The following is a 12,433-nucleotide window of genomic DNA, read 5'->3' as shown; positions in this document are numbered from 1 at the left end:
GGGCTTTGCATGAAGCCGAGAAAACGTCCTGCCACAGCATTTCACTGGGAAGCGCTTGTGCGCTTTCTGCTCTTGACAGGGTTGATCAGCCTGTTTGTCTGGCTGGATATGACCGACCAGTTTTCCTACTATATCAATCCGCGGTTCTCCCCGCTTGTCCGCTACGCTTACTGGCTGCTGCTTCCCTTACTGGTCATTCAGTTCTTTGATCTGCTGCTTCCCTCACCATGCCATACACATCATCACTATGGAAAGTACCTGCCTTTTTGCATTATTCTCCTCTTAGCCGTCCTGTTACCCGACCAGATGCTCAATGCCAGTCTTGTTGCCAGTAAAGGCTTAAACAGCCAGACATCTGTCCTGGCAACGGCCGTTGCCAGCCAGCCTCGCCCACTGAAGGAAGCGCTGCAGCAAGCGGAAACCATCGTGGCAGACAGTAACAACTATACGGAAGTCATGAGTGAAATCAACGATTTCCCCCAGGACTATATCGGCAAAAAGGTTACCATGACCGGCTTTGTTTTCCGGAGCCCCGGTTTGGAAGACCGCCAGTTATCGCTAGTCCGCTATGTCATGGTTTGCTGCGCCGCCGACGCCCTGCCTTACGGTGTCATGTGCGAAGTCACCGATGCAAAAAAATACCCGGACGGCACGTGGCTATCCGGGACAGGTGTGATTGCGATGGGACGCTACAAAGATCAAGACACACCGGTTATTCAATTAACCTCGGTGGAAAAAGTCGCCGCACCGGAAAAGCCTTATGTATTTCCCTACACCAATGAATAAGTTATCTATTTTTGCTTAAAAAGAACGCCGTAGCCAGTGCGGCCAGCGGAATGGAGCAGATAAGGCCAATACTGCCGGTAATCGTCCGGGCCACTTCCGTGGTAATCAGATTGAGGTTGACAATCCGCAGCAGCGGTACGTGTTCCTGGGCGGAAAGCAAAAGTAAGAGCGGCAACGAACTGCCCAGGTAAGCCAGCACCAGCGTATTGGACATGGTGCCCATAACATCCCGCCCCACATTGATTCCGGCCTTATACAACTCTTTAAAACCGTATTGCGGACAGGAGCTCTTGATTTCATATTGAGCGGAGGCGATGGATATGGCCACATCCATCACGGCCCCCAGCGCTCCCATCACAATGCCGGCAAATAGCACTTCCTGAAAATCAATATCCGCCAGATAAGTCACCTTTAACATGATAGCTTCCTCATTATCAAGGCCGGTCAAATGCATGGTTTGGATCGAAAGAACAGCCAGCAGGCCGGCCACAGCCACCCCGCCGACTGTACCGGCAATGGCTCCCCAGGTTTTTGCGTTCCAGCCGCTTACCGTAATCTGAGTTACTATGGCGATCAGCGCACTGGTCAGCCATGTCGCCAAAATCAAATTCAAATGTCTGCCCAAAATGAGCGGTATCATTCCCTGAAGAATGGTAAAAATAGCAAAACAGACAACAAACAGCGATTTGATTCCTACTTTTCCGCCAACAGCGATCAGCGTAAGCGCAAAAGCTCCCAGTAAAACATACACATAAGGCATCCTATCATAATCGGCTAAATGATATGTTTTTCCACCAGCATCCTGCGAAACGGCAACAATGACTTTGTCACCGGCTGCAGGATGCAAGTCAAAGCCAGGCCTGTCCATTTTATAATTGGTGACTTTAATTTCTTTGCCGGTCTCCTCGCCTGCCGTCAGGCGGATATCCACAAGCTCGGCCCCGCTCATCCCCTGTACCTTTTTCAATTGAGACAAAGGCTGTACCTTTAAGACCACACCCTGCAAATAATCAATTTGCGGAAGCTGCTTTCCCGCCTCGTCTTGGGTCGCTGCCAGTGCCTGCACCGACATAAAACCCAATAATCCTATCAGCATCACTATACATCGAATAACCCCTCTTATTTTCATGAACATCCTCCCATCAAGGTTCAGCCTGCTCTGCTTGCGGCAACTTTCTGCACTGTCCTTGCAGTTTTTTCTCTGCCGCTGAAGCCACCAAAGCTTCTTTAACAGAATGATATTCCATACCGACCGCCAGAGTCCTTTCCCGTTTTATCAAGCAGCAAAAGAAACAGCGTCAACACCTTTCGCCGCTGACGCTGTCCTACTTTTGCTGTTAGTTTACTGTTGCATCACTGCAGTGCTCAGGCGTTGCTCCATGGTGCGGCTCTTTCATCTGTTCATGCATTTGCGGTCGCGTCTGTTGCATAAGCGCATTCATTCTGCCGGCCTGCTCGGAGTTTATGATGCCCTGCTCTACCGCTTGCCGCATCATCCGGTCATGCCAGCCACAAGCCTCGGCAGCGGGGGCTTCCGCAGCCTGCGAGGTAATGGCAAACAACGACAGGGCAACTAATGCCGCCAGTGCCACTACAATCACGATTTTTTTATTCATAGGACTGCCTCCTTATATATATTCACAAGTATCTGCTTGTTATTTTTTAATCATAACAAAGAAATATGAATATCTTATGGAGAAAATATAAATTTTTATTGCTAGGACGTGTCTTCAATGCGCTCCGCGGGTCATCCAGTTGGAGGAGCACTACTACCCCGGCTCATTACCGCCAGTCTTGTCCAGCGGCAAAGACACCTGAAACAGACTGCCCTTTCCCGCCTCGCTCCGGACGGCAACCCACCCGCCATGGATTTCAACCAGTTGCTTGACAATAGCCAGTCCCAGGCCCGACCCGCCGCTTTTGCGGTCTCTGGATTTTTCCCCCCGGTAAAAGTGATCAAAAATCGAATCGATATCCTCAGGTTTGATGCCTGGACCATGATCCTGAAAGGAAAGGCACAGCCAGTGCTTTTCCTTATCCTCATTTAGTTCCGCCGTTATCTTCACTTGTCCTTCGTTTAGCGAATAACGGATAGCATTAACCAGGATGTTATAAAAAACCTGGCTTATCCGGTCATGATCGACTACGATGGGCGGCAGTTGCTCAGGCAGCTCCAGCACAATGTCCAGCCTTTTTTTATCGGCTAACGGCTTTAGTAATAAAACCACTCGCGCCAGTAGCAGCTTTACATCCCCTGTCTTCAATTCCAGCCCCAATTGGCGAACTTCCGCCAGCGATAAATCCCGTAAATCGGTAATGAGCCGATTCAAACGGATGGCCTCTTCATGCAAAGATGTTAACTGTTCTTTGCCAGGCTCGATAACCCCGTCAATCATTCCCTCCAAATGGCCCTGGATAACGGCCAGCGGTGTACGCAACTCATGAGCGATATTAGCCAGCAATTGCCGTCGCAGGTTGGAGTTCATCTGCAGCGCCTCGGACATACGATTAAAAATAGCCGCCAATTGCCCTATTTCATCCTTGCTCTCCACACACACCCTTTGATTGAAATTTCCCCGCTCAATCTGCTCGGCAGCTTGACTTAAATTGCGCAACGGTACGGTAATACTGCGGGCCAGCATGTAACTGGCCACCGAACCGGCCGCTAAAATAGCCAGTCCCACCCAAATAAGAGATTTGTGAACCGAGGCCAGGAAAGATTGCTCCAGCGGCCCCATGGTAAACGACACCTCATAGGCACCCTGGTGGTCCCGGTCCGGCCCCATCCGGTGATCGGTCACCCGGTGCTGAACTACCAGATATTCCTTAAATTGCTCCGTCATCTGCAAATTAGCCAGATAAATCAACAAAAAGACGGTTAACGCGACTGCCAAGAATACCAAACCTGTAATGCGATAGATAATGCTGTTATGATTCATACGTATCACCGGCAAACTTATAGCCCACGCCATAGACGGTTTGAATATATTGCAAAGCAGGGCAATGCACGGCGAGCTTGCGGCGCAGGTTTTTCACATGAGCATCCACCGTTCGTTCATACCCTTCAAAAGAATAGCCCTGAGTCCGCTCCACAATCTGCAGCCGGTTGAACACCTGGCCGGCATTAGCCGCCAATAGCTCCAGTATTTTAAACTCTGTTGGAGTCAGCTCCACCGGCATTCCTTCGTAAAGCACCTCATGGCGCAATAAATCAATCGTAAGTTTTCCTGCTATTACTTTTTCCGAAGCCTCTTTGTTCGGATAAACCCGCCTGAATATAACTTTGGCCCGTGCCACAACCTCCTTGGGACTGAACGGCTTGGTAACATAATCATCCGCCCCGATTTCCAGACCGATCAGGCGGTCACTCTCCTCATCCCGGGCAGTCAGCATGATAATCGGAGTATCCCGTTCTTTTCTAATCTGGCGGCATACCGTCCAACCGTCCAGACCGGGCAGCATCAGGTCCAGCACGATAATATCCGGATTCTTCTCCCGTACCGCGCTTAGGCATTCCAAGCCGTCATGAGCCAGATAAGTAAGGAAGCCTTCCTTCTTAAAATAGGTTTCCAGCAAAGCAGCCAGTTTCAAGTCATCATCAACAATCAATACCGAATGCTGAGCCATAGTCATCCTCCTGTCTCGCAGTTGAAATTACCATTCTTCAGTCATTTCCCTGCAGCCGCTTCCGTTTTTTATACCACAGTGTGCCATATATTACAACAATCACGCCGACAATCACCACAATACGCACCATATTATCCTCAGCTAAAGCCAAGTCATGCCCCAGTATAACCTTCACGACAACCGGCGGCAGTTTGCCCCAAAAAGTAGCCCAGAAAAAATCGGCAAAGCCCAGCCGGCTAACCGCGGCAATGGCCGTGATAATGCCGGACGGTGCCAGGGGCAGCAGGCGCGCCAACAGCAAAGCCTTAAAACCATTTGTCGCGCTATATTCATCTATTTTTACCAGATAGCGGCTCTGGGCAATCCAGAGAGTCACCATTTGCCTGAATAAGTAGCGCACCACGACAAACATGACTACCGAACCGGCCACTTCCCCCAGCCAAGAAATCAGCGTTCCCCAAAACAGCCCGTAAATCAGTCCGACCGCGCCGGACAACAACATAAACGGAAAAACAATCGTAAACGTCATAATGACGAAAAGGAGCAGGATCACGGCGATCGACCAGCCGCCAAAAGAGCGTAGATACTCTGTCAGAGCCAGAATGTCTCCTTGCCGGAGCAACTGATACACGTGCAGAAAAACCTCCGGTTGCCACAGGTATAATAACCCAATTCCCGTAAAAATAAGCAGCCAGCCCCATAGTTTATTCATGTCCGCTCTTCCTCTTCCTTATAGTTTTCAATACACCTGCATCCTTTAAGGAACCGCTGATCTCATGAGAGTGTCGGCTCTGCCAGACCCATTATACCGTAGGAATATGAATTTCTTATGGAGATTTCCTTTTATCCTACATTTCGCAACCAGTAAATGAAGTTCCTTTATTATATGCATACGGTCAAAAGAAATCAGTCAGCTTCTCTACCCTATGTCAGATTGATCCAGGGAACTACAAAATGCAGTCAACGGGCCATTAGAAAATTACTCCTTTCAGCTCGGCAATTAGCCATATGAAAAAAAGCCCCTCCGGTCAGTTCGCTACTGTCCAGAGAGGCTTTAACATACTTATTATTTTTCCGGATAAAATAAAACCTTACCGAAATGGCCGTCACGGTTTATGATTTTTTCAAACGTTGCCGGTCCTTCTTTTAAGCTGAGATGATGCGTGATCATCGGCGTTACGTTCAGTTTGCCTTCTTTCATGAAATGAACGGTAGTCTGCCACTCTTTGCCGGGGAACGGCGCTGAAATAGCATTCCAGGAACCGTATACGCTCAACTCATTACGCACAATCCGTTCAAAATAGAACCGTTTTACCATTACATCGCCGTAAGGGATGCCCATGAATACGACCTTGCCGCCTTTACGAGCCAGCGAAAAAGCTTGAGCAGAGGTAATCGGGCTGCCGGCTGATTCCACAACAATATCGACTCCCCGGTTGCCGGTCATTTCAAATAATTTTTCATGAGGCTCAATATCCTTGGTGTTAATCCCAAAATCAGCGCCAAGCTGTTTGGCCAGTTCCAGCTTGCTGTCATCGATATCAAGGGCATATACATGTCTGGCGCCAAAGATTTTAGCCCATTGCACCGCCAACAAGCCGATCGTTCCGCAACCGATGATAGCTACATCATCACCGGCTTCCATGCTGGTTTTATAAATGCCATGGACAACCACGCTGGAAGGCTCAACCAGACTGGCTACATCATAACCAACTTCATCGGGAAGTTTTACAACATTTTCTGCCGGCATTTTAACATATTCAGCAAAAGCGCCAGGATTCAGCGCCCCTATTACACTTAAATGCTCGCAGCGGGCAAATTCGCCTTTATTACAATATTCGCAAGTTCCGCAATAAAGCGCCGGACAGGCTGTTACACGGTCACCAACTTTGACATTGGTCACAGCTTTGCCCACCTCGGCAACTTCGCCGGAAAATTCATGACCCCAGGTCATTCCCTTAATGTAGGGTCCCAATTTGGCATAGCGGTGAATGTCGGAGCCGCAAATTCCCGCTACCTTTACTTTAATAATTACGTCGGTATCATGTTCCAATACCGGATTAGGTGCATCCTCAAAACGCAAATCTCTGGGTCCGTATAAATTTAATGCCTTCATGTCTAACCCTATCCCTTCTATTTTCTCTGATTTACTATGACAGTCACTGGACTGTAAAACAGTTCATTTCTGAATAGTTTTTTTACATTTTTTCAAAGGCAGTTACATTTTTCACAAATTACAGTATTATATGAAGTGAAATTCCTGCATTTTCTACATTTTACACCCTAAAAGCAGCACTGTCAAATCAAATCAAGGAAACCAATTTTTACATTTGTTCTTATACTTTTCATATATAAATCATATTTATCTTTCTTTTATTGGTATAACCCAAACAGATCAATTATATGTCCGGCACCAAAGCAGCCAATAAAGCTTCCTATCCATAACGTCAGGCCATAAAATAACCAGGGCGGCATTCCTCACCGAAACGCCGCCCTGGTTATTTTTCAATTTTCCTTATTAATAAAATTAGTTACTTTCTGCCATACATCGCCGGCCCCTACCACCACGATCCGGTCATCTGCCTGTAAAACGGCATGGGGTCCAGGGGAAACAATGATCTCCGTACCCCGCCTGACGGCGACAATCGTCGCTCCGGTATTTTGCCACATGCGAAGGTCCTGCAGCGGCTTTCCTATAACGAAAGAATGGTTTGCTACGCGAATGTCGACCGGGTTATAAGGAGAAAGATTTTTAAGCCGGTCCGAATAACGCATGATTTCGCCTACTATTTTGCGAAACTGTTTGTCATTTTCTTCTTTTTCGGCCATCAGTGCTTCCAGTTCCTGACTTAGAGAATAAGCCGATACCATTTCTTCATGATGTCTAACATAATAGCAAGCCTGCTGCGAAGACAGCACGATAATCTCTTTTCCCTGAGAAACGGATACAATATTTGACTCTTTCAAAATAGCTATTGCCTTGCGTATGGTCTCCGGTGAAACACTATACTGACTGGCCAGCACCGTCCGGCCCGATATCTTGGAGCCTACCGGAAATTCCCCATTCATAATTCGTTTCGCCAAATCCAAAGCAATTGACTGGTAAGATGCCATAGACGCTTTCACAAATCCACCCCGCATTTTTCTAAGGAATCGCTGATTTAGTGAACATAAGCCCGGGATTCTCCGCCTGTCAAAAAAATTACATTATGACTAATTCAATCAAAAAATTCCCCGGCTTAACGCACACTGTGAACCAATCAGCCTTTCCCAGGAGCCCCAAAATCTATCTATATACTATGTATCATACAACAAAATACCATGATAATACACTAAGAAAATACTTAAAGAACTTATCAAGCTTAATCCAGTGATATTGATGGTCTATTTTCAACACACCTTCGTTTCATCAGCCATCATACCACCCTATCAGTATTCCGTCCTCCCCGCCTTGTACTGCAAGAAAATAGCTTCGCCATTTAAGACTGACAAAGTACTGGGGCCTGTTTGTAAAATAACGGACCTGTAGCGAGTAATTTTTGCGTCAAACGGACCATGCTGCAGGAATAGTAGCCCTATTTCAAAACATGGTAGCGAAGTATGGCACAAAAATCACCGTCAGGGGCGTTTCGAGTATATTACAAACAAACCCTAGCCCACTTCAAACAAACCGATACCGGATCTCGGGAGCCTGCTGCAATTCCAGTTTTGCCTCCCTTGCCGGCTTCACCGCCCGCAGCTCCACCGTCATTTCCAGCACCACATTACGCAGCGTCATAATATCCGCCATAATATCCTCAGCTAATTCTCCCGTGTATTGTTCGGCGGAAATAGCCAAAATAATTTGTTCCGGCTGCCAATCGCCACGATAACCGTAATCGGCGCGCCAATAAAAAGGCTGAGAAAAATATCCGAAGGAATTCAAAAAATACTGCCGGACATGGGTCGGGTCTTCAAAAGCATCATCATTAGCACCATAGGGTACGGCAAATACTGCTTTTGCGTCAGGTCGAGCCACCCGGTGCAACTCCTGCAGCAGTGGCAGGGGATTTTTTATATGTTCCAATACATGGCTGGCTAATATCATATCAAAACTATCATCCCGGAAAGGGAGCCCATTCTCTGCGCAAGCATCCAAATCAAAAACCACATCCACTCCGGGCAAAGCTACGCAATCAAGATTTATCCACTCGGGAAGAATATTCCTGCCGCACCCTATATGTAATTTGGTCGACTGTTTCGAGATAATGTCCACCTCCTGGCAATCTGTAAATCTCTTACTACTTTATTCCTCCATAACTGAAATGTTCCATTAAAGAGCACAAATACAAAAACAGCAATTACATCGGTACAAACCGCAAATGTTCTGATGGGTTTGTTCCCTTTGGTGCCGGATATACATAGTATATTATGTAATGACTCAAAAAAATTGAACTGTCATCTGCCCAAAAGGAGGAAATGGAATGGATAAAAAAGATCCCTTAGAAGACCTGAAAGCAAGAAAAAGACATCGTCGCCGTTACCATCATCACCATCATTATAAAATCAAACATATTCAACATACACCCCCTCCCCCGTGTTGTCCCGATTATGATCATTGTAAAAAAAGCAGCGATTCCTGCAGTTCTTCCGATACAAGCGACAACTGTTGCTTCCCGTGTTTCCCCATTTGCACTCCCGGAATAACCGGACCTACCGGCCCCATCGGCCCTACCGGTATCACAGGTACTACCGGTGCCACTGGCGGTACCGGGTTGACTGGTCCGACAGGTCCGACAGGTCCGACAGGCTCTGTTGGACCAACCGGTATCACAGGCCAGACCGGGGCCACAGGGGCCTCAGGAACAACCGGCGCTACGGGCGCTACCGGACCAGCCGGAGGACCAACAGGCCCAACGGGAGCTACGGGCGCTACGGGCGCTACGGGCGATCCAGGGAGCACAGGTGCTACAGGGGCAACGGGCGCTACCGGCGCTACAGGAGCAACCGGTGATCCTGGCACTACAGGAGCCACTGGTGCTACTGGAGCTACCGGTGTTACTGGTGTAACCGGTGATACCGGGGCTGCTGGGGCTGCCGGCGCGACAGGCGCCACTGGCGCTACCGGCGCTACCGGCACGACAGGAGCAACCGGGGCAACCGGTGATCCTGGCACTACAGGAGCCACTGGGACTACCGGCGCTACCGGCATTACGGGAGCTACTGGTGTTACCGGCGATATTGGGACTACAGGCGCTACCGGGGCCACTGGCGTTACTGGCGCGACCGGCATTACGGGAGCTACTGGCGTTACCGGCGATATTGGGACTACAGGCGCGACTGGTGCTACCGGGGCCACTGGCGTTACTGGCGTTACGGGAGCTACTGGTGTTACCGGCGATATTGGGGCTACAGGTGCTACAGGCACGACTGGCGCTACCGGTGCTACCGGCATTACGGGAGCTACTGGTGTTACCGGCGATATTGGGGCTACAGGCGCTACTGGTGTTACCGGTGTTACTGGCGCTACCGGCGTTACGGGAGCTACTGGTGTTACCGGCGATATTGGGGCTACAGGCGCGACTGGCGCTACCGGTGCCACTGGCGTTACTGGCGTTACGGGAGCTACTGGCGCTACCGGCGATATTGGGGCTACAGGCGCGACTGGCGCTACCGGTGCCACTGGCGATATTGGGGCTACAGGCGCTACTGGTGTTACCGGTGTTACTGGCGCTACCGGCGTTACGGGAGCTACTGGTGTTACCGGCGATATTGGGGCTACAGGCGCGACTGGCGCTACCGGTGCCACTGGCGATATTGGGGCTACAGGCGCTACTGGTGTTACCGGTGTTACTGGCGCGGGGGCCATTATCCCCTTTGCTTCCGGCTTACCTGTTGTTCTCAGTACAATTGCCGGAGGCTTGGCAGGCACAGTCGCCCTTGTCGGTTTTGGCAACTCTGATAACTCTCTTACTATTGTCGGCGGAACTATTGACATTTCCGGAAGCGGCGGACTTCTCAACTTTGCTTTTTCCGCTCCCCGCGATGGAATAATTACCTCCATTGCCGGGTATTTTAGCACCGCAGCAGCTCTGTCACTCGTCGGTTCAACCATTACCATTACTGCCGAGCTATTTTCTTCACCGACACCAAATGATATCTTTACGTCGACAGGTGCTATAGTAACACTGTCACCGGCCTTGTCAGGCGTCCTTGCGATTGGTACTACAAGCAGTGGCATTACTACAGGCTTAGCCATTCCGGTAACTGCAGGAACACGTCTATTATTAGTATTTTCTGCAACAGCTGCAGGCTTAACCCTTCTTAATACAGTCCTGGGGTACGCCAGTGCCGGTATTGCTATTGAATAAATTCTAAAATAAATATCACTTGCAACAAGAAGGATTCCTCTTCGGGAAACGAAGAGGAATCCTTCTTGTTGCCACTATACTGCACAAACAATTCACGAGCTTTATTAATAGCTTATTCTGCTTTTCCTGTCACTCCCCCCGCTCAGGCAGCATAACATATGTAGTAATACAACACGACTTCAGGAGGTTAAGTACGTGGAAGGAGCAAAAGAAGCACTTCAATCACCAATCCTCATCAGTCTTTGCATGATTGTTAAAAATGAGGAGAAGGTGTTAGGCCGTTGCCTTGAATCGGTAGCCGGCATTGTCGACGAAATCATTATTGTCGACACCGGTTCCACCGACTGCACCAAAGAAATTGCCAGTCAATTTACCGAGTGCATCCATCACTTCCAATGGATTAACGATTTTGCCGCTGCCCGGAACTTTGCGTTCAGCCTAGCTACCAAGGACTACATTCTATGGCTGGATGCAGACGATATCCTGTTGCCGGAAGACCGGAATAAATTTTTGCACTTAAAACAAGTTCAACTAACGCCGGATATTGATACCGTCACCATGCTGTATAACCTATCCCGCGATCAATATGGCAAAGTAACCTCCCAACTCCGCCGTAATCGCCTGGTAAAAAGGTCCAATAATTTCCAATGGGTTGGTGCCGTCCATGAGTATTTGGCAGTTGCCGGCCGGGCTTTCCACAGTGATATAGCTGTTACACACAGTCCCTTGGAGCATGATGCGGACCGTAATCTTCACATCTACGAGCAACGGCAGAAAAACGGGGAAACCTTTTCACCCCGCGACTTATATTATTTTGCCAATGAACTGCTTGATCATCAATTATATAACCGCGCCATCGAATATTATCAGCGCTTTTTAGCCACCAAGCAAGGCTGGATTGAGGATAACATCGGGGCCTGCGGCAAACTGGCCGACTGCTTCTATCACTTGTCGGATTCGGAAAACCAACTTAAATATATTTTTACTTCCTTTACTTACGATACACCCAGAGCTGACTTCTGCTGCCGCCTAGGCTTTCACTTCCTGCAGGCCAACCAATTGCCGCAGGCTATCTTCTGGTACAAAACAGCTACGCAGTTGGAACAGCCCGCTGAAACCTGGGGCCTGGTTAATTATAGCTGCAGGACTTGGCTGCCCCATCTCCAACTATGTGTATGTTATTCCCGAATCGGCAAATACCAGTTGGCTTATGAGCACAATGAGCAGGCAGCCAAATACATGCCCGATGATCCCAGAATCGCTCATAACCGGAAATTTTTACAGAGCTTTATTGAACCTGGAACGTCTAATTAATCGGCCACGCCATACACGGCACTATAAAAAGACTGTCAACAAATATGTTGACAGTCAGGCTGTTGAAGAACCCCATGGTTTGGGAAAGATCTAAGCCATGGGGGTTTCTATTAGACAAAACAAAAGGAAAACCATCACTAAGTAGACTCAAAAAGAAAAGATTGCCGATACCTACGCCAGTCTGGCGAGGTGATTGGCAATCTTTTTCATGTTTTGACAAGCAGCCGTTAGTAACGCCTGCTCTTGTACATGCTCTCTACCCCTAAACCGGCAATAGCGAAGTCCGTGCAGTTGCTTAGCGTCTGCAAAACTCCGCTCAATGGTTTGACTTCTCTTCCTATATAGCATTTTTCCTG

12 protein-coding genes are annotated in these 12,433 nt (G+C 48.7%); 3 read left to right on the top strand and 9 right to left on the bottom strand.

Annotated elements, in window-relative coordinates:
• The first annotated feature begins 9 nt into the window (after positions 1–9).
• Complete coding sequence (locus F3H20_RS15170; protein WP_149735753.1) at positions 10–786, top strand: TIGR03943 family putative permease subunit; 777 nt, start codon at positions 10–12, stop codon at positions 784–786.
• Position 787: 1 nt separating this feature from the next.
• Here the strand turns inward: F3H20_RS15170 and F3H20_RS15165 are convergent, their stop codons facing one another.
• The 8 genes from F3H20_RS15165 to F3H20_RS15130 all read right to left on the bottom strand — a co-directional run bounded on the left by F3H20_RS15165 (position 788) and on the right by F3H20_RS15130 (position 8,668).
• A complete protein-coding gene (locus F3H20_RS15165) occupies positions 788–1,915 on the bottom strand; it encodes a YibE/F family protein (RefSeq protein ID WP_223191792.1) in 1,128 nt (375 codons plus the stop codon).
• A gap of 208 nt (positions 1,916–2,123) precedes the next feature.
• On the bottom strand, positions 2,124–2,402 hold the full coding sequence (locus F3H20_RS15160; protein ID WP_149735752.1) for a hypothetical protein: 279 nt from the start codon (positions 2,400–2,402) through the stop codon (positions 2,124–2,126).
• 153 nt (positions 2,403–2,555) lie between these two features.
• The gene (locus F3H20_RS15155; protein WP_223191791.1) at positions 2,556–3,725 is read right to left on the bottom strand and encodes a sensor histidine kinase; all 1,170 of its coding nucleotides are present in this window, start codon (positions 3,723–3,725) and stop codon (positions 2,556–2,558) included.
• Positions 3,715–4,413 carry a response regulator transcription factor gene (locus F3H20_RS15150; RefSeq protein ID WP_149735750.1) on the bottom strand — a complete coding sequence of 233 codons (699 nt, stop codon included), beginning with the start codon at positions 4,411–4,413 and terminating at the stop codon, positions 3,715–3,717. Before F3H20_RS15150 ends, F3H20_RS15155 begins: the two co-directional genes overlap by 11 nt.
• 37 nt (positions 4,414–4,450) lie before the next feature.
• Positions 4,451–5,125: a TVP38/TMEM64 family protein gene (locus tag F3H20_RS15145; RefSeq protein WP_149735749.1), complete on the bottom strand. Its 675-nt coding sequence runs from the start codon at positions 5,123–5,125 to the stop codon at positions 4,451–4,453.
• A 354-nt stretch (positions 5,126–5,479) separates the two neighbouring features.
• Positions 5,480–6,529: a galactitol-1-phosphate 5-dehydrogenase gene (locus F3H20_RS15140; RefSeq protein ID WP_149735748.1), complete on the bottom strand. Its 1,050-nt coding sequence runs from the start codon at positions 6,527–6,529 to the stop codon at positions 5,480–5,482.
• Positions 6,530–6,918: 389 nt separating this feature from the next.
• Positions 6,919–7,539 (bottom strand): TrkA C-terminal domain-containing protein, encoded by a 621-nt coding sequence (locus F3H20_RS15135; RefSeq protein ID WP_223191790.1) that lies wholly within the window; start codon positions 7,537–7,539, stop codon positions 6,919–6,921.
• 535 nt (positions 7,540–8,074) lie between these two features.
• On the bottom strand, positions 8,075–8,668 hold the full coding sequence (locus F3H20_RS15130) for a class I SAM-dependent methyltransferase (RefSeq protein ID WP_223191789.1): 594 nt from the start codon (positions 8,666–8,668) through the stop codon (positions 8,075–8,077).
• Positions 8,669–8,876: 208 nt separating this feature from the next.
• Between F3H20_RS15130 and F3H20_RS15125 the strand changes: the two genes are divergently transcribed.
• A complete protein-coding gene (locus F3H20_RS15125) occupies positions 8,877–10,763 on the top strand; it encodes an exosporium glycoprotein BclB-related protein (protein WP_149735746.1) in 1,887 nt (628 codons plus the stop codon).
• Between the two features lie 195 nt (positions 10,764–10,958).
• Positions 10,959–12,077 (top strand): tetratricopeptide repeat-containing glycosyltransferase family 2 protein, encoded by a 1,119-nt coding sequence (locus F3H20_RS15120; RefSeq protein ID WP_223191788.1) that lies wholly within the window; start codon positions 10,959–10,961, stop codon positions 12,075–12,077.
• A gap of 171 nt (positions 12,078–12,248) precedes the next feature.
• On the opposite strand, the gene F3H20_RS15115 is transcribed toward F3H20_RS15120, so the two are convergent.
• Positions 12,249–12,433, bottom strand: a 185-nt coding sequence (locus F3H20_RS15115) for a transposase (RefSeq protein WP_149735745.1), incomplete at its 5' end; no start/stop codon positions are given.

Source organism: Propionispora hippei DSM 15287 (assembly GCF_900141835.1).
GTDB lineage: Bacteria > Bacillota > Negativicutes > Propionisporales > Propionisporaceae > Propionispora > Propionispora hippei.
This window is presented reverse-complemented; position numbering and strand designations above follow the sequence as displayed.

Bases quoted from the DNA above. Each gene is read 5' to 3' on its own strand.
- F3H20_RS15160 (WP_149735752.1), bottom strand. From the start codon at position 2,402: ATGAATAAAAAAATCGTGATTGTAGTGGCACTGGCGGCATTAGTTGCC.
- F3H20_RS15155 (WP_223191791.1), bottom strand. From the start codon at position 3,725: ATGAATCATAACAGCATTATCTATCGCATTACAGGTTTGGTATTCTTG.
- F3H20_RS15125 (WP_149735746.1), top strand. From the start codon at position 8,877: ATGGATAAAAAAGATCCCTTAGAAGACCTGAAAGCAAGAAAAAGACAT.
- F3H20_RS15145 (WP_149735749.1), bottom strand. From the start codon at position 5,125: ATGAATAAACTATGGGGCTGGCTGCTTATTTTTACGGGAATTGGGTTA.
- F3H20_RS15150 (WP_149735750.1), bottom strand. From the start codon at position 4,413: ATGGCTCAGCATTCGGTATTGATTGTTGATGATGACTTGAAACTGGCT.
- F3H20_RS15165 (WP_223191792.1), bottom strand. From the start codon at position 1,915: ATGAAAATAAGAGGGGTTATTCGATGTATAGTGATGCTGATAGGATTA.
- F3H20_RS15170 (WP_149735753.1), top strand. From the start codon at position 10: ATGAAGCCGAGAAAACGTCCTGCCACAGCATTTCACTGGGAAGCGCTT.
- F3H20_RS15140 (WP_149735748.1), bottom strand. From the start codon at position 6,529: ATGAAGGCATTAAATTTATACGGACCCAGAGATTTGCGTTTTGAGGAT.